The sequence below is a fragment of the Ensifer oleiphilus genome, from assembly GCF_013371465.1.
GTDB lineage: Bacteria > Pseudomonadota > Alphaproteobacteria > Rhizobiales > Rhizobiaceae > Ensifer > Ensifer oleiphilus.
Genome location: NZ_JABWDU010000009.1, coordinates 201,779 through 223,979 on the forward strand (window position 1 = coordinate 201,779; position 22,201 = coordinate 223,979).

A 22,201-nucleotide genomic window follows, 5' to 3' on the forward strand; every position below is an offset into this window, starting at 1 on the left:
GGGGTGGTCATATGTGCTTGTCTATTGGGCAAGCGCAGGCAACCAGGTCTGCGCGGGCAGCGTAAAGCCGAAACAGGAATGCAAGAAGACAACTTTCGAGTGCGGTTCTGGGGCGTAAGAGGGAGTTTGCCGGTCTCCGGCGAGCAGTTCCTGCGCTATGGGGGAAATACATCCTGCATCGAAGTCCGGTGCGGCAAGGAAGTGTTGCTCTTTGACGCCGGATCCGGCTTGCGAGAAGCCGGCGCTTCGCTGATCGCCGAAGGCGTCGACAACTACGATCTGTTCTTCACCCACAGCCACTACGATCACATCATCGGCCTGCCCTATTTCAAGCCTATCTACAAATGCCAGTCGTCGGTGCGGTTCTGGTCAGGGCATCTGCATGGCGTGATGACCACAAAGGAAATGATCCGCGACTTCATGCGGCCCCCGTGGTTCCCGGTCGATCCGGACATCTGTCAGGCGAGCCTCGAAGGCATAGACTTCAAGCCGGGTGACGTTCTGACGCCGCGCGACGGCGTGACGATCCGCACGACGAGCCTCACCCATCCCGGCGGATGCATCGGCTATCGCGTCGAATGGAACGGTCGCGCCGTAGCGCTTGTCTACGACACGGAACACGAACCCGGCATCCTCGACCCTGCGGTGCTGGAGCTCATCGCCGGCGCCGATATGATGATTTACGACTGCACCTATCTCGAAAGCGAGATGACGTATTATCGGGGCTTTGGGCATTCGACCGGAGCCCACGGCGCTCGCCTTGCTTTGGCCGCCGGCGTCAAGCGCCTGGCGATGTTCCATCACGACCCCGCGCGAACGGATGCGCAGCTGGACGCCATGGAAGTCGACGTGCAGTCCCTCTTCGCTGGCGCATTTGCCGCCCGCGACGGCCAGACTATCGATCTATAAGGTCTCTTGTCCGACGCCAACGGCACGCGGGATGTCCTGATGTGGCGGTGAAGAGCCTTTCAAGAAAATCCCACACGGCAGCATCATGCACGAGGTGATGGGTCAACAACCCGACCGTGCCGCCTGACTGATCCTCCCTGCCCTCCACGTCGCCGCAGACCTGCCGTATGCGCTCGACGACGTCTGCAATGATCAACGTATGGTCCCTGCATCCGCGCGTGCCGCGCCAGTCCATGACGTCGACGTGGGTATTGACGAGCGGGAACGGCGACGGCTTCTCCGGACCGAAAACCGAAAGCACGGAAAACCCGATCTCGGGCAACCGAGGCGATAGAGCCGCGTCGATCCGGTTCCATGGCGGCACGAGCATTGGGACGAAGTGTTCGGGAAAAAGCGCCTGCAGGCGCTCGGCGCCGCGTCGCAGTTCATCGAGGATCACCGCTGGGGGGCGATGCGCACCGAGTTCCTGCTTCTTCTCCTCTCTCGGTGCATGGTTCCGGTGCGCCCAGCCATGCGCCGCCACACCGATTTCGGCCCGGCCCGAGAGATGCCGCGCCAGCGCTTCTGTCGCCGGCGCAGGCGGCACGGCGAGTGTCACGGGCACCGCGTGGCTTGCCGCAAGCGACAGAAGTCGGTCGAGCGGTGTGGTCGGCTCGACGGCGTCGTCGTCCCTCAACCAGAAATCGACCTGTCGTTCCCGCGCATGAACGCGATCGAGTTCATCGACGAGCAAGTGCCAATCCGCGTCAACGGTCACGAAGTCTTCTCCAGGAATTTGCCGAAAATCTTGTCCAACCGTCTTGCCGCAGCGCCAAAGGACCGTTCTTCGTGGACAAAGCGGCGGGCGTTTTCGCCGAATTGCCGGCGGATCTCAGGCTGATCGATCATGTGGCGGATCGCGGCCGAATAGGCATCGATATCGCCCTGCGGCGTCAGCACTCCGGTTACGCCGTCCCTGACCACCTCCGGCACACCAGCCGTCCTTTGCGCGATGACGGGGAGCCCCGCCGCCTGCGCCTCGAGATAGGCCAACCCATAGGCTTCGCCGCAGCCGGGCCAAAGGTAAAGCGCACTTTCGCCGAGGATGCCCGGGATCTCGCTCGCCTCTCTTTCGCCGAGCCATTTCAGCCGATCCGCCGGCAACGCGGCAAAAGCATCGCAGACCTCCGGCCGGCATGGCCCATCGCCGACGATGGTCATGGCCCAGGGGCGATCGGCAACCATGGAAAGGGAACGGGCAAGCATTTGATAGCTTTGCATCTTGTCGCCGCTGCGCATCATCGCCACGGTGACGAGACGGCAGTCGTCAACGGCACCAGACGATACCGATGGGAACCGCGTGGTATCGATAAAGGGGGCCAGCATCGCATGCCGACACGCGGGCGCAGCCTCGAGCAGGCCATCGCGATCCCGCTGCGTCAGGCAGATGTTGACCGCCGCCTGCTCGATAGCGGCAAGCACATGGCTTTGCGCGACTGCCCGGATGCCTTCGTTCCGGCGCAACGAGTAGGAGGCTTCGGCAGTTAGGTAGGGGATGCAAAACTCGGCCGCAAGCCCCGGTCCGATCAGGTCAGGCGCCTTGTAGTAGGGGTGGTAGCAAAACCAGGCATCGGGCGGCGTTCCTGCCAGCCAAAGCTTGCGAAGACGCTCTGTTTCGCCCGCTGCCGCTGCCATCGTCAGCGCGAACTGCGCCTCGGAACCATCCGCCATGAAGCTGCGCAGTTCGCTTGCGATCGACACGTCATGCCCGGCTTGTCGCAGCGCATCGATCAACATGCGCGCCATCAGCCGGTCACCTGATGGAACGGGGTGGCTGGGCGATTTCAGCGGTGCGTAGAAGGCGATTTTCATACCGGATGAGCTATCTCGTCTTCCTGGTATGGTGTCAACGGCGGCGGGGCGTGCAAATGCGGCCTTTGCTCAGGTCAATTGACAGGTATGTCGAAGTAATCTCTGCGAACAAGCCTCAGCGATCGGTCGGGCTGGATGATGTAGCTCTCTTTGACGAAGCTGCTTCCGCTCATGAAAGTATGCGGCACGATGCTGCCGACCGGTGCCTTCGTCAGCTTGGTGCGCGGTTGTCCACCATAGGTGATGCTGCCCGGTATCGGCTGCAGATCTGGCGTCGTGCAACTGGCGAGACTTAAGCTGATGGCGGCAAACATCAGCATAGATCTGCCTGAACGTGATATGCGCTTGGCTTCAACCATGACCAGTGTCCCCCCCAAAGCATGTCGCGGGAAAGTGTGCCGCGGTCTTGCGATAACGACATGCGTGAAAACAGGCTTTAGCGGCCGGCCCTAACGAGGCGCATTGCGTCCCACGGCGTTGCCGCCATATCATCCATCTAGCTCTCTTATCCCGATCGTCAAGAACGCCGCCGGCTACTCAAGCAGAGGTGATGCCATTCTACTGTGCGCTGGCGTCCGACGCATCCGGCGATCTTGCCGCCGACGCTTCCTTGGCGTGTTCCGCCAAAAGCCCGTAGGCGACATAGTACTTGTAGATATTGCTGACATATTGAACCGTCTCGCGCCCGACGATCTCGGCGGCGGCATTTTCGACATTGCCGAACCAGAGGTCAGGATCGAGCCCCATGTCTTTTGCCTTCGCCCGAAACTTGCGCAGGTTTCCCGGTCCGGCGTTATAGGCTGCAAATGCAAAGAGGAGCTGATCGCGCGGCGTGATCTGCGGGTCGTTGATATAAACATCAACAAGATGTCTTAGATATTTCGACCCCGCCTCGACGTTGCGATCCTGATCCTTGTCGATCCCCTTGATGCCGACAGACTTGTCGGCCGCCGTCGATGGCAGCAGTTGCATGACGCCGACTGCACCGCGCGGGCTTCGCCTGGACTGATCGAGCTGTGACTCCTGATAGCCTTGCGCCATCAGCATGAGGAGTCGAAGGCGTATGTGCCGCCATGCTTGCGGAAGATCTCTACCAGGTTCTGGAAGCGCTCGACATCAGCCGGCGCATAGGCGCGCTTCAGCATCTTGTCGCTCTTGTAATAGGAGTTCTTCAGGATATTGCCGAATGTCGTGCCGATGCGATGCGTCTTGACGAAGGAACCGAGCGTGGCTTTCAGCTTTGGGCTGTCCTTGCGAATTGCCCAGGCGATCTGTCCGTGGTCCGACACCAGGATGTCGTCCCGTATCTTGAGATCGCCAAAGACCGTCGCCCAGATGTCGGCCTTGTACTTATCGACAACAGTCCACGGTAGCGGGCCGGCGTTGATCATCTCGAGCACGTCTTCGTCCTCAAGGTTTTCGTCGATGTCCTTGATCGATATCGGCGCACGGCCTGCCTTGACGAAGCCTTCGCTCAAGGCAGCCAGGTGCTCATAGTAGCTGCTTGATTTACGGACGCGGACCTCCTGTCCGCTGAGATCGTCCAAACTTGCAATCGCCGGCGCAGACGGCCCCGTTACCAGCACTTCCTTGGCCTCATCGAACAGGGGGGCGGTAAAATCGACCCTGGCGAGCCTTGCCTCGGTTATCGTGAGGTTGCCCATCACGATATCGCCGCGCCCGTCTTCCAGCGCTGTCAGGAGACGCGATCGAGATACGGGCACAAAGGCGACGCGAATTTTCTCGATCTCCTTCTTCCGCGCCGCATTCAGCTCTTTCTCCAAGGCAGTCCCGAACTCCACGGCCGTGCCAAACTGCCGGCCGCGATCGATGAAGTAGATGGTCTTGCTGAACGGAACGAGAATGCGAACGAGGCGTCGCTTCTCCATGTCGTCGAGATCGCCCAGATGCGGGGCGGTGATCGCCTGGAATGTGCTTTCGTTCGATTGTGCCCATGAAGGTCCAATCCCCGCCACTGCGAAGAGCAGAACAAGCAGTGCCAGCCGTCTCATCTTGGCCTCCCCAGCCCGAAAAAACTTACTCCTGCGGAGCGCCCTCGCCGAGCGCTATCGCGGCATTCTTCTTGGCGATGGCGTCGCGCGTCGCAGCGGCGGCAGCCGAATGCTGTTCGTCGCCAGCCACCTGCACCGTTGGCGACGCGAAGGAGATGCCGTTCTTGTCGAAGGCCTCCTTGATCATCGCCTGTGCCCGGCGCCGGATCTGGGTTTGATGCCCCGGCTTCGTCGTCATGGCAAAGCTCAAGCTGATGCCGTAGTCGCCGAAAGTCTCGACGCCCTTCATCTTGACCGTCTCGATAATCATCGGCCCCAGTTCCGGATCCTCAAGAAGCTCCGCCCCGATGCCCTTCACCACCTTCTTCACCTTGGCGATGTCAGCGTCGTAGGAAACGTTGATCAAGAACTTGTCGATCACCCAGTCACGGCTCATGTTTTGAACGGCACCAAGGGAGCCGAATGGCACGGTGAAGACCGGACCGCGATGATGCCTGAGCCTCACCGAGCGTATGCTGAAGGATTCGACAGTGCCCTTGTAGCTGCCGCTCTGAATATACTCCCCGATGCGGAAAGCGTCATCCGTCATGTAGAAGATCCCGCTGATCACATCCTTGACGAGCGTCTGGGAACCAAAGCCGATGGCAACGCCGAAAACGCCGGCGCCGGCGATCAGCGGGCCAATCTGCACGCCAAGGCCCGAAAGGACCATCAACACCGCGACGACCAGAATGAAGGCTGCAAGGAAATTGCGCAGGATCGGCATCAGCGTCAGCAGGCGGGTGTTGCGGGCACGTTGAGCCGGGTCCGTCGTTTCACAGGCGGCATGCTTGACGCGAAGGCTGATCAGGCTCTTCGCCAACTGCCAGATCAGATCAGCCGCCAGCAGGATGACGATACCGGCAAGCACACCACGGAAAATCCGATTGAAGACATCGTCCTGGACCATCATCGATGCGTTGACGCGGAAGACAAGCGCAAGCCAACCCGCGGCCAAGGCGATGATCACCAGCCTGGCGCCGCGCTCGATCAACACGTTGCGCATCACGCGGATGTCGTCGTCTGCCGACGTGTCGAGCATCGTCCTGGCGAAGGCGCTGGTGAAACGCAGGAGCGGCGGCAAGCCGATGATGTAGAGACCGATCCAGAACAGAACCCGCAGGTCCGCCACCCACAGCAGCCACAACAGCACGAGAAATGCCACCATCATGATATTGCCGACGACACGGCGCGAGCCCGTGGTAACGCCCGCAGGTCGCCGCAGCACGGTCAGGATCGCAAGCGCAAGCACGATAAGACCGAGAACAGCGGCAATAAAATCGCGAACGTCCGGGGAGACCGAAAGGGCGGTCATGGCATCGCCGATACCCCATATGCCGGCGGCGACGCAAATTATCGCCGCTGACGAGCGATACCAGAACCGTGCACCCTCAGCCGTCAGTGAAAAATAGCCGGTTCGGCCGGACGGATCCGTCGCATCGGCCGGCCCACCCGACAGCACGGCGGAAGCGATGGTGATCAACAGGCGAGCCCCGATCCAGGCAACCAGGAGCGGCGCGATGGTCTTCTCGAGCCGCGAGGGCCAGTCGGCCACGGCGAGAACGGTGGTCGTGGCAATCGCAAAGACGAGCAGCGGCAATACCTTGACGAGCATCGAGCGCGCAGGCCCGGTCAACTGCGTGGAACTCAATGTCCGTCTCAGCAAATAGCGCAGCAGGTATTCGGCGCCGTAACCGATCAACAGGATGAAGAAGAAACCTTTGAGGATCGGCGAAGAGCCGTGGTTTTCCATTTCCCCCATGAGGCGGGCGCGCGCTGCGTGGAATTCGGGAGCGATGCGAGGGATCGCGTTCGTGATGCCGGCCATATGGCGACGGAGTTCAGCCGTCCAGCGCGCCGCAAACCCGCTCGCCGGCGCCGCATCTGCTGGTGCCGCCGTCTCAGGCGTCGTACCGGCGGGCGTCGCTGGCCGTTTGGTGGCCAGCCATTGCCGGACCTCGGGATCGTCCAGCAATTCGATCAGTTGCTGCACTTTTGCCGGTTCGGTGGCCGGTGCCGCGCCTTGGGTCTGGGCTTGGCCCACGGACATGAACCCAAGGAATATCGTCAAGAAAGCGAGCATACGGGGCATCAGCCCCCAGACTGCAAGCGACAACCTGATACCGATCATGCTGAACATTCCCCCAGCGATCGGCGGAGTGCCGACCGATTCCTGCCCTCATCCGCACAAACGCTAACACAGTCCCCTACGTTTATGCCAACGTCCGTTTCCGATGCACCTTTGCGGATCAACGACGACGGAAACCGCCGCCACCACCGCCATGAAATCCGCCTCCGCCTCCGCCTCCGTGAAAACCACCACCGCCGGAGAGCCCGCCTCCACCATGAAAGCCACCGCCGCCAAATCCACCACCGCCACCGCCAAACCCGCCGGGACGATCAAAACCACCGCCGCCGTAGCCGCCACCACTCGGGAAATTCAACGGACGCTGGTTGTATGACTGATGCTCAAAGGAGCGCTGATTACCGATCTGGCGCCCGGCACGGTCGATCGCCAGATGGTCGGGCGCGCGGTTGCCGATCGCGTTTCCGCCGCCCGTGGCAAGACGGTTGTCGCTGCGCCTGTTCAGGTTCTGCGCTGCGTCCGGGTGCTGGGTCGCGAACTGCTGGCCGGTCTTCTTTGCATCCTGGATCGATGGCTTTTGCACCGGTTGCCATCCGTCCGGCGTATGCTTCTGCCATTGGCCGTCATCGCGGCGATAGACGTTGCCGTCGCGTCCGGCGTAGACGTCGCCGCCCTTGCCGCCGGCGACAAAGCCGTGATTGCCGTCGGAGGTGCGCCAATGGGCACCGGCACCGCCGGCCGTTGAGCCGCCACTGATGCGTGCAAAGTCCGAACCGTGCTTGACCGCAGCCGTCCCCCAGCTGCCATAGACATTTTGGCCGCCGCGCGCGATCGCCGCGTTACCGGTGCGAGGATTGTAGGCGGCAACGAAACCGCGCTCACCCGCAGGGCCATAGCCAGCCGCGCCACGGATATAGGTGCCGGTACGAGGATTGTAGGCAGCGCCTGCAGCGATGCCGCGGTAAGGACCATAGGCATAGCCGTAGCGACCGAATGTGCCGACCGCCGGATTGTAGAATGCGCCGACACCATAGGTAACCGGCCGCGGATAATAGGGATAGTAGCCCCCGGCCCAGCCGTAGTCCCAATAGTCGTCATAGTACCAGCCGGTGCCGTAGACGAACGTATCCCAGGCGAGATAGGCGCCGAGGTAACCCATGGTATATCCTACCCAAACCGCGTCGGGCTCGGTTTCGTAAATGCGGACATAGGTGGCATTGTAGACCGGCGACGACGGCGGGATCGTGTAGACCTCATCCGGCACGGCCTTCGCCACGGCGAAAGGCCCTGTCGGCGTATCACCGACAAACCAGACCCCGTCCTTCAGCACGAAATATTTGTCGGCGACCTTGATCACCGTCTCATTGGTATTGACGGCATAGGTGAGCGACGTTCCGTCGATCTCCTCGAATTTCGGGTCGCCGCTATAGGCGACGTCAACCTTGACCGAACCGTCCAGCGAGACGCGCGCTTTCTCGGGGATGCTCGCCTTCAGCCTGGCTTCGGCATTCTCCGAGGTGCCAGGAACAGACGAGCGGACGGTGTAATAGGTGGCATCCTCCGGGATGTTCTGGAAATCCTGCGGAAGATTGGGGGTGGCGAAGGTCCAGGGGCCATCAAGCGACGCGGCAGAGAACCAGCGGCCCGAAACGAGCACGTACCAGTTCGAGTCCGCAGGCAAATAGAAAACGTCGCTCTCCGTGTTCGTCGCAATCTTCAGCGCGGTCCCCGGCACCGGTTCAAGCCTCGGCTCACCGTTGAAGACGATCAACTCCGACGGTTTGTCGGAATAGACGATCTTTGGCGTTACACCCTCCCCGGAGGCAAGCGGGATTGCCGCCTTCGCATCCTTCCAGTTGTCATCGTCGGGCAACTTACCGAAGAGATCGGGCAGCGCGGTCGCGGGCTGCCAGCCATTCGACAGGTCCTTCGACTGAAGCCATGCCTTTTCGTTGCGCAGGTAGTAGGGGCTGTCGGCGTCGAGCTTGAACAGATCCCAATTGGTGTTGACGGCAAAGGAAAGGCCTTGAACGCCTTTGACCGGCGCGAACACCGCCTTGCCGTCCGTCTGGACAAGCAGCGCCGGCTCCTTGCTGACATAGATCGGCGGCGGATCGGCTTTCAGCCCCTCGACGTTGCCGAGCCGTTCATAGTCGGCAAGGCTTGCGGTCAGCTTGTCCTCCGACAGCGTTATCGTGCCGACAGGCATCAACTTGCCGACGTCCAATGCCAGGTCGGCGAGTTCCTGCCGATCGAGAACCGAGAAGTTGATTTCGTCGACCTTGATGTCGGAGACGATCACCTCGTTCGAACCACTATCCGTCACGGTCTTGCCCGTCACCCCGATGACACCGAAGATCGGCTTGGCATCGTCGGACTGCTTGTACTCGGCAGCGATCAGGGCATCGAGATCGGTAAAATCCTTCCAGGCGTTAACCTGCGGTTGGTGGAGCGTGATCGTCGCCCCCTTGTCGGTCTTGTAGGCGCGCGGCCATCCGAGACCTTTCGGATCTGCATCGCTCAGGTATTTGCCGCTGACGAAGCCATCCTTTCCCTCGAAGCTGACGGCGCACCAGGTGCCGGCATCGTCACATTCCTTGACGTCGACCTGGCCGCCCTCGTCTATCGTTCCCATGCTGGCGAACCCGGTGCCCGGACCGGCCCGAAAGTTGACCGACGCCGTCGTCGTGGCCGGACCTGCCCACGCTGGAGCGGAAGCAATGGCGAGCAGGGTCAGGGTGAAGCTTGTTGCGCGCATCTCGCATCTCCGACGTGGTCGAAACTGTCTTATTGCCCGCGGGTTTATCCTCGGGTCAGGCCCACATTCTTCAACACAATCGCTCCGGCCCGATCCGGCGCAAGTACGTAACAGTAACAACGTGCGTAACTTTGGGCCTGCCTGGGCGCGTAGCGGCTCGTTCAGGAGCAATTATCCGTGTATTGGCGCCTAGTGATTGCATCGAGTCATTTATTCGAGCAAACTCATATGTATGATTTGGTGACGCCCTACATGCGGAGGATACACACGTGAACACGAAAGCACCCAGCCAGATTGATGTCTTTGTCGGTTCCCGCGTCAGGATGCGTCGGTTGATGGCCGGGTTGAGCCAGGAAAAACTGGCGGATGGACTCGGAATCACCTTCCAGCAGGTCCAGAAATACGAAAAAGGCACGAATCGCATCGGTGCCAGCCGGCTACAGGCAATAGCCGACGTTCTCGGCGTTCACCCAAGCTTCTTCTTCCAGGAAGGCGAAGAGGGCGCAACCCCGCGGGCGGGCCTTGGCGATGTGCGCGAACCCAACGAGATCTCGTCTTTCGTTTCGTCGAAAGAGGGGATTGCGCTCAACCGCGCGTTCCTGAAGATCACCGACCCGGTCCTGCGCAAGAAGATCATCTCGCTGGTCGCGGCTGTCGCACAGACGCCCGAGGCAGAAGCTGTCGCAGCCCATGGCGGCGCGACGCACGCCCCTGACCTCCACGGATAGGCACGACCGGTTGCCGATGAGATAGCCAGATGAAATTTCGTTTGCAGACCCTCGGACGGTTACGTCTCGTCGATGAAGACGAGTGCGATGTCGCCTTCCCCGAAAAGGGTCTGCTCATTCTCGCTCAGGCAATCGCCGGCGGCCATCGCGAGCAATCCCGCAACGATGTGGCCAAGCTCCTATGGAACGAAGTCGTTCCGAGCCAGGCCTTCGTCAATCTGCGCAAGACGATATCCCGCGTCACCGCGCGGCAGGAGGAACTCGGCCACACGTTCCTCAGTTTTTCGCCATCGACCGTCCGGATGGAGCCGGATGCAATTGCGAGCGACCTCGACGACATCGTCGGGAACGACGATCAGGATGCGTTATCGCGTTTCCGATGGGCAGCTGAAAAATTCCGCGACGATTTCCTCAAGGATCTGAAATCGCAGGGCCAGGCGCTGCGCGACTGGATCGCCCAGCAACGCGCCGATCATGCCGCTCTCCTGCGTGAGACCCTGATCAATGCGGCCGAGAAGGCCTCCGGTCCGGACCGGAGGCTCGTCAGGTCTACTGCCGTCAAGCTTCTGGAGAGAAGCCCGGAAGACGACGACGTTCGCAAGATCCTCGAGACTGCCCTGGCATTGGAGGGGCGGCAATATGATGCGCGCCTGCTGCAGAGGGGTAGTCCGCAACCTATGCCTGCCACGGCGGCGCCATTGCCTGTCGCTGCCAATGCGCCGCTGGCGGAGATTATGGGCGACATGCGCCCGCCGCGCGTGGTGTTGCTGCCGCCAGGCGCCGGCAATGCCGACGCGACGGCAACACTGTTTGCTCATTCCCTGATCGAGGACGTCACCATCGGCCTTTGCGCACTTCGCTCGGTTTCGGTGATCGCACCCTACACGGCCGCCCAGATCAGCCTGCAGGCAGACAAGGCCAGCACCTACGAACAACACGCCATCAGCTACATCCTCGATACCCGCCTGACCAATGAGGGCAGCCGCCAGACGCTGTTTACGCAGCTCATCTTCTTTGCCAACGACGAAGTGATCTGGGCCGACCGCTTCACGCTCGATGACCGCGGGTTGATGAAGTCGCGCCAGGAGATCGCGCGACAGATCGCATTCGCCATCGCCAGTCAGGTCGAGCGCAACGAGACGATGCGCAAGACCTACGAAGGCAATGGCGGCTCCTATCGCAGTTACCTGCTCGGCCAGCGCTACCTCAAGCAGCTCAATCTGCCGGAGGTGCGGCGCGCCCGGAAAAGTTTCCGCGAGGCGCTCACCCAGAATGCCGATCTGGCTCCGGCCATGAGCGGGCTTGCACGCAGTTACTTCGTCGAGTGGCTTTTGACCGCCCGCGGCGACAGCGAACTCCTGGCTCTTGCCGAACAGCACGCGCGGGATGCGATTGCCATCGACGATACGCTCGCGGCCGGCTACCGCGAACTTGGTGTCGTCAAACTTTACAGCCGACAATTCGACGAGAGCATCGAATTCCATGAGAGGGCCGAAGCGCTCAGCCCGCAGCACGCCAATGTGATTGCGAGCTACGCCGATACGCTCGTGCAGGCCTCACGGCCGGATGGCGGCCTGCGAAAGATCGAAACGGCGATCAATCTCAACCCGATCGCTCCGGACGAGTATTTCTGGACGGCGGCCGGTGCCTGCTATTCGCTTGGTCAATACGATCAGGCCCTTGCCTACATCGATCGAATGCGCGACCCCACTCCCGCCGATCGGCTGGCAGCAGCGAGTTGGGGCATGCTCGGCAATCGCAAGAAGGCAGGCCAGTACGTGCGCAAGACGTTTGAAGTTCATCCGGACTTCAACCTGGAGAAATGGATGGCGATCGTTCCGTTCCGGGAGGAGTGGCAGAAAGCCCATTACGGCGAAGGTCTGCGCAAGGCTGGTTTCTAAACTGGAGCATCCCGCTTTCAAGTGGCTACACTCAAGGCGGGTAAGATGCTCCAGAATCAAAGCGCGCGGAGCGTCTCCGGGCGTTCCTACGCACGGCGCTCTCGCGCAATCACATGAGGGATAAGGGGAAAATCGATGACGGTACAAACGACACAGGTAGTTGTATTTGGCGTTGAGGGTGACGATGGCCTGTGGCTTGCCGATCTCGCGGCGGGAACTGTCACACGCATCGTAGATCCGCTCACCGGCGCCTTGGCTTCGGCAAACGAGCACAGAAATGCCGGCGCCACTGTGGTCAAGGGCGTTAACTTCGCCGTCAGGGCCAATTCGGCCGGCTCCGTTTCCGGCGGGTTCATGGACGGCTAAGCCTCGGCTCGCCTGCGCATGACGATTGCTATAACTACGGATCGGGCGGGCGAAAGTCGTCCGATCTCAGACAACTCCGGCATTGCGGACAACTACTCCGACCGCGTCTGTGCGCCCGAAGAAACCTTCGCGCGCATCGCTCCCCTGTTGCCCGCCTTTGGTGTCAGCAGGCTTGCACGTCTGACCGGGCTCGACAGCATCGGCATACCCGTCTGGAACGCGGTCTCGCCCAACGCAAAATCGATCGTCATCAACCAGGGCAAAGGCGTCACCGATATCGATGCCAAGGTATCGGCGGCGATGGAAGCCCTGGAACGTGCAGTCGCCTGCAATCCGTCAGTTCCGGTGCTGGACGCGACGCGACAGGCGCTTGTCGAGCGCGGCGAGAGGGCGCTCGGTCTGCCCGGCCTTGTGGCGGCAGGCGAGAGCGATCTCGGCGATGATGAACCGGCGCCGTGGTTGCGCGGCTTCGATCTCATCGGCCAGCAGACGACTTTCGTGCCGTTTCATGCCGCACTGCTCGACCGCACGCTCGAGCGGTGCCGCTACTGGCAGTCGTCTGACGGGCTTGCCTCGGGCAACACCGAAGACGAAGCAATCCTGCACGGCCTGCTGGAACGGATCGAGCGCGATGCCGAAACCCTGTGGCGGCTGCTGCCTCTGACGGCGCGCCTGCGCACGTGCATCGACGCCGGCTCGTTCAACGACCCCATTCTCGATGAGATGACAGGACGGATTGTCGCGGCCGGTCTCACGTTTCGCCTTTTCGACATGACCAGCGACATCGGCATCCCGTGCCTGACGGCGGTCATAGCAGATACCGACATCCTCGAGGCGAAAGAGCCCCGCTACCATGACGTGACCATCGGGCATGGCGCCCATTCCGATCCGCGCCGCGCCGCGATCCGTGCCGTCACCGAGGCTGCACAATCCCGCCTCACCTATATCAGCGGCGCACGTGACGATGTCTTCCCGGAGACTTTCACGCGCAGGCTGCCGCGCGAGACGCAGCAACTTTTCGAGGCGGATCCGCGCGCACAAAACCCGGTCGTCCCGGTTGCCGGGAACACAGCAAGCGCGTTGCTCGAATATGTGCTCGAAGCCTTGAAGAACGCCGGCATCGGCACCGTCGTTGCCGTTCCGCTGCTCGCCGAACCGTTGCCGTTTTCCGTGATCAAGGTCTTTGTGCCGGAACTCGAAAATCCGGATGGAGCACGCAAGCGCCGTTTCGGCGCACGGGCACTGTCGCGCGCCCTGGAGATCGCATGAAGATCCTCTTTTGCGGCCCCACCTTGCCCGATGCGCAGGCGCTGGTCGGCACGGACATCGTGCTGCAGGCGCCAGCCGTACAAGGCGACATCCTGCGCGCCACGCAGGACGGCGCAACGGCCATCGGCCTTGTCGACGGCCATTTCGAACAGGTCGCGCCGGTCTGGCACAAGGAGATCCTGTTTGCGCTTTCCAAGGGTGTCCGCGTTTACGGGGCTGCCAGCATGGGCGCGCTTCGCGCCGCCGAATGTATGGCCTTCGGCATGATCGGCGTTGGCAAGATCTACCATCAATACGCAGCAGGCGAACTTGAAGACGACGCCGATGTTGCCCTGCTGCATGGACCGGCGGAGCTGGGCTACATGCCGTTGACCCTGCCGTTGGTAAACGTCGTGGCGACGCTTGAGGATCTGTGCGCGCGGCAACAGATTGGTCCTGCGCCTGCCGCGCAACTCCGGTTGGCTGCTGCCGAGATCTTTTACAAGCACCGTAACTGGCGCGCGATCGTGGCGCGTGCCAACCTTCCACACGGCGCGGATTTGAAAGGTATCGAAGCGCGTCTTGCGAGCGGGACGATAAATCAAAAGCGTCTCGACGCCGTGCGACTGCTCGACATCATGCGCTCTGCCCCCGCCCGAAGGGCGACGGCGCCGGAAGGGTGGACATTCAATTCCACAAGTCTTTGGAAGCGCTTGCTCAATCAACTTGTCGCTTCATCTTAAGCACACGATTTTCCCATGCAACGTGTGTCACGCTCGTGTCACGCGCATCACTAAAAAGTCACGCTATGATTTGCCATGTTGAAGCGGATCGGGCTGATCCGCAGGGAACCGGGGAAAATCATGCAATCTTCGATCGCCATGTCCTTTGAAGCAGAAGACAAGGAGAAGGAGCTGCTGGCGCTGGCCCGCCTTGTCACCTACGCGCGCGATTCATCGCGCACACTGAATGTCGAAGGGGTTCAATATTGCCTCGAGCTGGCGCTCGCAGCGCTGCTCAAGGAAGTCGAGGAATGCGGCGACAAGACCGCACTGCTGACCAACGAGCTCATGAGCCGCGCCAGCCTCGGAAACTGCTGAGCAGGCGAGGTCGACGTCAATTTCGCTGGTGGCATAGAAAAAAGCCCTGCTTCGCGCTCCCGCAAGGCAGGGCTTTCGATTTCAATCAGCCTGGCAATCCCACCAGAAACGCGAGAAGTTCAGGTCCCAGCTCTGCATCGGGATATAGGCATAGCCCTGCAGGCATTTGCTTGCGGCGTAGCGCTGTGACTCCACCGTCAGGAACACGTCGGCCTGCGCATCGGTGACCTTGCGCTGTATCTGCTTATAGAGATCGTTCTGCGCGGCGGGATCGAGCGTCTCGCGCGACTTGTCGATCAAGGCGTCGACTTCCGGATCCTGCAGCCATTCCATCGACGCCCAGGTGCCCTTCGCCTTGGAGTGATACTGCACATAGAAAACGCTGTCGGGCGATGGATAGGTCGGGCCGTAGAAGACCTGCGTGGTCGCCGGCGTCGTTTCCACCTTGGCGGCAAGTTCGGTGATCCGGTTCCATGGCTCCGGCTTGATGTCGAGCTCGATACCGATCTGCTCGAGATTGGCCTGCATCAACAGCGCAATGTCTTCTTCGAACGCCAGCCCCGTGACATAGGTGTGGCTGAGCTTGATTGGCCCCTTGCCGGCATATTTCGACTTGGCAAGCTCTTCCTTCGCCTTTTCCAGATTGTATTCCGGGGCGGACAAATCGTTGAGATAGGCGTCCTTGAACACGGATGCCAACGGCCCGTTCATCGGTTCGCCAGGATGAATGACGTTGCGCACCGTTTCGTAATCGGTCGCGAGCGCGATCGCGCGCCGGACGTGGATATCGTCGGTCGGCGGGACCTGGGTGTTCATCTTGATGTAGAAGCCGGTCGCGGTCGTGCCGCGAAGGATCTTGTAGCCCGGCATCTTCTCGATCGCCTCGAAGGTCTCGTTTGCCTGGGCGCGCGCCGACATGCCGAGTTCGCCCTTGGCCGCAAGCGCCTTCACCGTCGCTTCGTCATGGGTGATGACGAAGCGGATTTCGTCGATCGGCTTCCCCTTGCTCCAGCCGCCGTGATAGCCCTCGAAACGGTTGACGACCATCTGCGAGGCGCGCTGCCAGGATGACAGCATGTAAGGCCCCGCTCCAGCCGGGTGATCGGTCAGGTAGTCGGTGCCCCATTCCTCCTTGCTGTTTTCTCTGATCAGCTTTTCGTTGAGCACAAGGATCAGCGGCGTGTTGCTGATGAACGGCGCATAGACCTTCTTCAGGCCGATCTCCACGGTGCGGTCGTCGACAACCTTCAGCTTGTCCGCGTCGACGATATCGGTGAAGAGGTAGGACGGACCTTCGTTGATCGCGAGCAGGCGCTTGACCGTGTAAACCACATCGGACGCCTTGACCGGCGTGCCATCCTGGAATTTTGCGCCTTCCTTCAGCTTGAAGGTATAGGTCTTGTCGTCATCGGAGACGCTCCAGCCTTCGGCAAGCTCCGGCACCACGGAGCCGTCAGGGTTGACCGTCGTCAGGCCGGAATAGAGGTTCACGGCGGCCATATACTCCGTGTAGTCGTTGATCTTGCCGGGATCGATGGTGCCGAACTCCTGCGTCGCGTTGACGACGATCGACACCTTCTCCTGAGCCGCGGCCGGGGCGGTGAGTGCCGTTGTCTGCACCAGCCCCAGAAGCAGCCCTGTGATGAGTGTTCTCTTCATGTCTCAGTTCCCTTTTTTGTTGATTGTCATTGTGTTTCGGCTCGACCGTCTTCAGGCGGCCGGATTGAGCGCCTCGACCGGCTCATAGGCGTGGTCGTAGCCAAAGTAGCCGGGGCCGGCGAGTTCGAGCCCCTTGGCCGTTCGCCATTGCCGATCGCAGGGAAGTCCGGTGAATTCGACCGTCAGGCCGTAGCGCAACTGCTCCGTCGTGACCGGCAGCCCGCCATCCGCGTCGAGCGCGCAGATGAGATCCGGCGTGGAGGCGATGACCTGCCCGCCGTCGCCGCGTGCGACAAGGAACTCGTTCTGGAAGGCGACTTCGAAGGTGCGGCCGGCAAAACCGTCAATGCCCTTGAGCACGGCCCGGCCGCGCGCAAAACCGCCGGTCGTCGCCCGGTCGACATCGACCACGCGGCCGGTAAACAGATGCCGGCCGTCGAATTGCTCGCGAAGGGCGACGCCGGGATGACGCTTGGCGACACGCTCGGCGGCAATCGTCTCGCCGATGCCCTTGATGAGACTGAGCGTGCCGCGCAGGATCCCGGCCTTCATCTGGGCCCCGGTCATCGGATAGGCGGCCACAAGGCTGGCGCCGCCCATCTGGATCGCCTGAACGCGGGCGAGACGTTCGGTCCAAAGGTTCGAGACCGCGTTGATGATCGCGCTGTTGCCCTTGTCGTCGGCGTGAACCAGCGGCGTCGCGCTGATGTCATGCATGGTGAAGCTCACCATCTGCAGCTCGGGAAAGGCGCGGCCCATGCCGTCGCCGTCGATCAGCGGCAGGCCCGTAGCGGCAGCCACGGCGAACGGGATGGTCGAGTTCAACCCGCCGGCCTCAACGCAGATCAGCGCATCGGCCTTGCGTCCGAGGAATCGTTCGAGCTGGCGCAGCGCCTCCAGCGCTTCGTCGCCGCGCGGCAGCTTCTCCACCATCACGGTCGGTGCCCCCATCATGAAGACGGGAACACAGAGCGCGTCGTCGGCGACGGCTTCCGGCTGAACCACACGAACCGGACCGTTCGCCTCGATCGCCGTTCGGGCCATCAGCTTGCCGATATAGGGATCGCCGCCGCCGCCGGTGCCGAGATAGGCGCCGCCGACGGCGATCGCCTCCATGTCGGCAGCGGTAATCAGCTGCTTGGTCATGGCTTCGTCTCCTCGATCGGCCGGAAGGTGATATCGTCGAACCCGAAGGCCTTCGGGCCGACAACCTCAAGTGCCGCGGTGGAGCGCAGCAAGGAGTGGCAGGGCAGCGCCACGATCGCGACGCGCTGACCGTAGCGCAGCATTTCCGTGGTGATCGCGTTGCCGCTGTCGACATCGAGCACGATGATCAGGTCCGGCACCGACACTTCGACTTCGCCGTTACGGCTGAAGACGAGGTTTTCGTTCTGGATCATCACCGAGGCGGTGTCGCCGTTGAAGGCATCGATGCCGGCAAGCTTGGCTTCGCCGATGACGAAGCCGCCACGCAGATGACGTTCGAGATCGACGATCTTGCCGGAAAAGACCTGGCGGCCGTTTTCCTGGGCGCAGATCGCTGCGACCGGATCGGCGTGCTCGCGCCGCGCCTTCAGCACCGCCCGCCCGAGCGAAACCGCCTGGGTATAGGAATGCGGGATCGAGTACTTCTTGAGAAACGCTCCCGTCATCGGCGCCGAGGCAAGTGTCGAGGCGCCGCCTTGCGAGACGACGCAGGCACGCGCCATGCGTTCGTGCCACAATTCCGATGCCGCGTGCTGGAACAGCACGACATTGCCGTGCAGGTCGCACATGACGCTCGGGGTCGAGCGATGACCGTAGATCGAGAAGGTGGTCATCTGCATTTCAGGGAAGGCGCGCCCCATGCCGTCGCAATCGACGACGGGCAGCCCCGCAAAAGCGGCCGCGATCAGCGGCTCCATCGAATTGGCGCCCCCGATTTCCTCGCAGACGATGGCGTCGATCGCGATCCCGAGATGCTCTTCGAGCGCGCGAACGCACCGCAGCCCTTCGCGTCCTTCCTTCAGCCGCTCATAGGCAACGACCGGCGCGCCGATGCCACCGAGCGAAATGCAGCGCGCATCGTCGGCCAGCCGGTCGAGCGGTAGGATCGACAGGTTGTAACCGCTGCGCATCGCCAGCCGCGCCCGCAGCTTGCCGATATAGGGGTTGCCGCCGCCACCGGTGCCCAGAATGCCGGCGCCGATTTCCAGCGCTTCCAGGTCCTCTTCGTCGAGTACCCAGAGATCGGACGGATCGTAGTTCAAAGCCTTCAATGCACGCTCAGCCATGGAAGCCTCCCATTTCGCCGACGACCTTGACGTGGATGCGGGTCGCATTGCCCGGCAGATAGGCAAGCGGCACGTCTTCCCGCTCGATGACCTGGATCGTTTCGGCGATCGCGCCGGCCGAAAGCGCGCGTTCCGTCGCTTCCTGCTCCGCCTGCTTCAGGCAAATTTCGCGCGTCAGACCCTTCTCGAGCGCAAAGACGCGGTCGACTTCGCCGCTGATCTGGGCGATGGCCGCACCGACGGCATTGGCGACGGCGAAATTCTCCGGGCGGATGACCTCCAGATCCCCGAGCCTGTCCGGCATCAGGATCGAGCCGCCGCCAACGGCGATGACCGGGATCGGATCGGCAGAGACACGGCTGCGCTCGACCGAGTTTTCCAGCATCTGCACGATCCTGGCATGGGCCTTTTCGGCCAGCGCCCGATCCAGATGCGCTACCTTCTGCGCGTCGCCGATATCGGCCTTGCCGAGGGCGACGGCGATATCCGTCGTCGTCAGGGTCTGTCCGCCGAAGACCAATGCGTCCCTAGCGATGCGATAGCCGACCGACTGCGGGCCGACAGTCACGTCACCATTGGCGAGTTCACGCACCAGCGAGCCGCCGCCGAGACCGATCGAGAAAACGTCGGGCATGCGGAAATTGGTGCGCACACCGCCGACGTCGACGATGGTCGCCGCCTGCCGGGGAAAGCCGTGATGCAGCGCGCCGACGTCGGACGTGGTGCCGCCGATATCGACGACGATCGCTTCCTTGCGGCCGGTCAGGAAGGCCGCGCCGCGCATCGAATTGGTAGGCCCCGAGGCGAAGGTCAGTACCGGAAAGCTTCTGACTGTGGCAGCCGCCATCAGCGTGCCGTCGTTCTGGGTGATGAAGAACGGGCAGGAAAGTCCGGCATCCTTCAGCGCCTTGGCGAAGGCGTCCACTGTCTTGGCGGCAAGCGACAACAGGCTTGCATTCATGATGGCCGCACTTTCGCGCTCCAGCAGGCCGATGCGGCCGATGTCGCCGGAGACGACCACCGGAAGGCCCGGGCAATGCTTTTCGATGACAGCCTTGGCACGCTGTTCCATCTCGGCGTTGATGGGGCTGAAGACGCAGGTGATGGCCGCCGCCTTGACGTTCTTGAGGCGAATGTCGGCAGCGATCCGGATCAACTCTTCTTCATCGAGCGGGGCAATGGTGCGGCCGTCGAATTCGTAACCGCCGCGAACCAGGTAGGTGTGATGACCGACGGCTTCGGCGAGATCGTTCGGCCAGTCGACCATCGGCGGCAGGCAGGCGGTCGCCGGCAGGCCGAGGCGAATGGCGGCGACATGGTTGATATGCTTGCGCTCGATCACCGCATTGGTGAAATGCGTCGTGCCGATCATCACGGTGCTGATCTTGGATCGATCGATGCCGGCCTTGGCGATTGCCCCCTCCAGCGCCTCGATGACACCCGTCGTCACGTCTTCCGTCGTCGACGCCTTGACGCCTGACAGAACGTGCCGCCCCTCCATGATCACGGCGTCGGTGTTCGTACCCCCGACATCTATTCCCAATCGATACACGGACAGTCTCCTTGTTGATGGGCCTTCGGCCCTGTTTCCTCGTTCGGCCTCAGGCCGTTGATCTCACCAGGAAGCGCGCTCTCTCCTCGACGCTTACCGTGGGTTTCAATGCTTCCTCCTCGTCGCTCATCACCGGGATCGCCGAGATGAGAGCGCGGGTGTAGGGGTGCTTCGGATCGGCGAAGACATCCGCCGTTCTCCCCTCCTCGATGATCTCGCCCTTCAGCATGATGGCGATGCGGCTGCAGAAATTGCGCATCAGCGAAAGGTCGTGGGAGATGAAGAAATAGGTCAGCCCAAGCTCGTCCCGCAGGCGCTGCAGCAAGGCGATGACCTGTTTCTGAACGGAGACGTCGAGCGCAGAGGTCGGCTCGTCGAGCACGATGATCTTCGGTTCGGCCGCAAGCGCCCGGGCGATTGCCACCCGCTGCTTCTGCCCGCCCGAAAGCTCGTGCGGATATTTGGAAAGATAGGCGGACGGCAGGTTGACCAGCGCCATCAGCTCTTCCATCCGCAATGTCGCCGCCTTGCCGCTGAGGCCGACATGGCCGAGCGGCACCGCCAGGGTCTGCGTCACCGTGCGCTTGGGGTTCAGCGACGTGCCGGGGTTCTGATAAACGATCTGCGTCAGGCGCTGCGGCGCACTTGCCTGCGCAGGCGAACCGACGCGGATCGTGCCGGAGCTCGGCGCAATCAGCCCCATCACCATGCGGGCAATCGTGGTCTTGCCGGAACCGGATTCGCCTGCGAGGCCGAAAATCTCGCCCTCTGGCACCGAAAGCGTCACCGGCTTGACCGCCTCATGGCGCTTCATGCGGCCAAGAAATGGCTTTTCGACATAGACCTTGCCGGCCCCCTCGAGCGTGATGATCGGCGCGTTCGACGAAACCGGCTGATCGGTCACCTTCGGCCCGTAAAGCGGCGGGATCGCATCGATCAGATCGATCGTGTAGGGCTGCCGCGGCGTGTGAAAAATCTGGCGCAGATTGCCGCTCTCGACGATCTCGCCATGACGCATGACGAAGACGCGATCGGCCGTCTGCCGGACCACGCCGAGATTGTGCGTGATCATCAGCAGGGAAAGTCCCTCGCTGTCGACCAGGCGGTTGATCAGTTTCAGGATCTCGTCCTGCGTGGTGACATCGAGCGCCGTGCCAGGTTCGTCGGCGATCAGCAGTTGCGGCTGGTGCAAAAGCGCAAGGCCGATCAGCACGCGCTGTCGCATGCCGCCGGACAGCTGCGAAGGATAGGCATCGAAGACCCGCTCCGGATCCTGAAGCTGCACGCGGCGCAGGACATCGAAGATGCGCTGCTTTCGGTCTTTCGCCGTGGTTCTGACGCCATCGCGCCGATCGGCATAAAACATCACGTCGTCGAGATGCCGGCCGATCCGGAACACCGGATTGAACGAAGACAGGGGGTCCTGCATGATGATCGAGAACGCGGTGCCTTTCAGCGCCTCGCGCTCGCGGCTAGGCATATCGAGAACCCGCCTGCCGTCATACTCGATGTTGCCCCCTTCGATGCGGGCATTGTCAGGAAGCGTGCCGAGGATCGCCTTCGAGGTGACCGACTTGCCCGAGCCGGTCTCGCCAATCAGCGCCACGCGCTCGCCCCGACCAATCTCGAAGGAAACATCCTTCAGGATATGCTGGCGGCGGCCATAGGTGGTGAAGGCGATGTTGAGGTCTTCGACCTTAAGGAGAGGAACGCTCATCG

General features: G+C 61.9%; 19 protein-coding genes. 7 read left to right on the forward strand and 12 right to left on the reverse strand.

Annotation, left to right across the window (positions count from 1 at the left end):
* Positions 1-78 precede the first annotated feature (78 nt).
* Complete coding sequence (locus tag HT585_RS26890) at positions 79-909, forward strand: MBL fold metallo-hydrolase (RefSeq protein WP_176355860.1); 831 nt, start codon at positions 79-81, stop codon at positions 907-909.
* Here HT585_RS26890 and HT585_RS26895 read toward each other — a convergent pair.
* The 7 genes from HT585_RS26895 to HT585_RS32150 all read right to left on the reverse strand — a co-directional run bounded on the left by HT585_RS26895 (position 896) and on the right by HT585_RS32150 (position 9,655).
* The gene (locus tag HT585_RS26895; protein WP_176355861.1) at positions 896-1,666 is read right to left on the reverse strand and encodes a polysaccharide deacetylase family protein; all 771 of its coding nucleotides are present in this window, start codon (positions 1,664-1,666) and stop codon (positions 896-898) included. The genes HT585_RS26890 and HT585_RS26895 overlap by 14 nt on opposite strands.
* Positions 1,663-2,760: a glycosyltransferase family 4 protein gene (locus HT585_RS26900; protein WP_176355862.1), complete on the reverse strand. Its 1,098-nt coding sequence runs from the start codon at positions 2,758-2,760 to the stop codon at positions 1,663-1,665. Before HT585_RS26900 ends, HT585_RS26895 begins: the two co-directional genes overlap by 4 nt.
* Positions 2,761-2,834: 74 nt before the next feature.
* Positions 2,835-3,080, reverse strand: a complete 246-nt coding sequence (locus tag HT585_RS26905) for a hypothetical protein (protein WP_246707965.1) — start codon at positions 3,078-3,080, stop codon at positions 2,835-2,837.
* Positions 3,081-3,318: 238 nt separating this feature from the next.
* Complete coding sequence (locus HT585_RS31895) at positions 3,319-3,807, reverse strand: transglycosylase SLT domain-containing protein (protein ID WP_343214091.1); 489 nt, start codon at positions 3,805-3,807, stop codon at positions 3,319-3,321.
* A complete protein-coding gene (locus tag HT585_RS26910; protein ID WP_246707956.1) occupies positions 3,801-4,772 on the reverse strand; it encodes a transporter substrate-binding domain-containing protein in 972 nt (323 codons plus the stop codon). The genes HT585_RS31895 and HT585_RS26910 overlap by 7 nt, the downstream gene beginning before the upstream one ends.
* 25 nt (positions 4,773-4,797) lie before the next feature.
* Positions 4,798-6,942, reverse strand: a complete 2,145-nt coding sequence (locus HT585_RS26915) for a mechanosensitive ion channel family protein (RefSeq protein ID WP_425513789.1) — start codon at positions 6,940-6,942, stop codon at positions 4,798-4,800.
* A 118-nt stretch (positions 6,943-7,060) separates the two neighbouring features.
* Complete coding sequence (locus HT585_RS32150) at positions 7,061-9,655, reverse strand: SH3 domain-containing protein (RefSeq protein ID WP_176355864.1); 2,595 nt, start codon at positions 9,653-9,655, stop codon at positions 7,061-7,063.
* A 269-nt stretch (positions 9,656-9,924) separates the two neighbouring features.
* On the opposite strand from HT585_RS32150, the gene HT585_RS26925 reads away from it, so the two are divergent.
* The 6 genes from HT585_RS26925 (at position 9,925) to HT585_RS26950 (ending at position 14,998) form a co-directional block, all read left to right on the forward strand.
* On the forward strand, positions 9,925-10,383 hold the full coding sequence (locus HT585_RS26925; protein WP_077502009.1) for a helix-turn-helix domain-containing protein: 459 nt from the start codon (positions 9,925-9,927) through the stop codon (positions 10,381-10,383).
* A 29-nt stretch (positions 10,384-10,412) separates the two neighbouring features.
* Positions 10,413-12,284: an AfsR/SARP family transcriptional regulator gene (locus HT585_RS26930; protein WP_176355865.1), complete on the forward strand. Its 1,872-nt coding sequence runs from the start codon at positions 10,413-10,415 to the stop codon at positions 12,282-12,284.
* 135 nt (positions 12,285-12,419) lie between these two features.
* A complete protein-coding gene (locus tag HT585_RS26935) occupies positions 12,420-12,650 on the forward strand; it encodes a hypothetical protein (protein WP_176355866.1) in 231 nt (76 codons plus the stop codon).
* Positions 12,651-12,668: 18 nt separating this feature from the next.
* Complete coding sequence (locus HT585_RS26940) at positions 12,669-13,919, forward strand: YcaO-like family protein (RefSeq protein ID WP_176355867.1); 1,251 nt, start codon at positions 12,669-12,671, stop codon at positions 13,917-13,919.
* Positions 13,916-14,641: a TfuA-like protein gene (locus tag HT585_RS26945; protein ID WP_176355868.1), complete on the forward strand. Its 726-nt coding sequence runs from the start codon at positions 13,916-13,918 to the stop codon at positions 14,639-14,641. Before HT585_RS26940 ends, HT585_RS26945 begins: the two co-directional genes overlap by 4 nt.
* Positions 14,642-14,761: 120 nt before the next feature.
* Complete coding sequence (locus tag HT585_RS26950) at positions 14,762-14,998, forward strand: hypothetical protein (protein ID WP_176355869.1); 237 nt, start codon at positions 14,762-14,764, stop codon at positions 14,996-14,998.
* Positions 14,999-15,079: 81 nt separating this feature from the next.
* Here the strand turns inward: HT585_RS26950 and HT585_RS26955 are convergent, their stop codons facing one another.
* From HT585_RS26955 to HT585_RS26975, 5 genes are read right to left on the reverse strand one after another with little or no spacing between them, the layout of a single operon-like run.
* Positions 15,080-16,657 carry an ABC transporter substrate-binding protein gene (locus HT585_RS26955; RefSeq protein ID WP_176355870.1) on the reverse strand — a complete coding sequence of 526 codons (1,578 nt, stop codon included), beginning with the start codon at positions 16,655-16,657 and terminating at the stop codon, positions 15,080-15,082.
* A gap of 51 nt (positions 16,658-16,708) precedes the next feature.
* Positions 16,709-17,803: an S-methyl thiohydantoin desulfurase family protein gene (locus tag HT585_RS26960; protein ID WP_176355871.1), complete on the reverse strand. Its 1,095-nt coding sequence runs from the start codon at positions 17,801-17,803 to the stop codon at positions 16,709-16,711.
* Complete coding sequence (locus HT585_RS26965; RefSeq protein ID WP_176355872.1) at positions 17,800-18,930, reverse strand: S-methyl thiohydantoin desulfurase family protein; 1,131 nt, start codon at positions 18,928-18,930, stop codon at positions 17,800-17,802. Before HT585_RS26965 ends, HT585_RS26960 begins: the two co-directional genes overlap by 4 nt.
* Positions 18,923-20,482 (reverse strand): hydantoinase/oxoprolinase N-terminal domain-containing protein, encoded by a 1,560-nt coding sequence (locus tag HT585_RS26970; protein WP_176355873.1) that lies wholly within the window; start codon positions 20,480-20,482, stop codon positions 18,923-18,925. The genes HT585_RS26965 and HT585_RS26970 overlap by 8 nt, the downstream gene beginning before the upstream one ends.
* A gap of 49 nt (positions 20,483-20,531) precedes the next feature.
* A complete protein-coding gene (locus HT585_RS26975; RefSeq protein WP_176355874.1) occupies positions 20,532-22,199 on the reverse strand; it encodes an ATP-binding cassette domain-containing protein in 1,668 nt (555 codons plus the stop codon).
* Between the last annotated feature and the right edge of the window lie 2 nt (positions 22,200-22,201).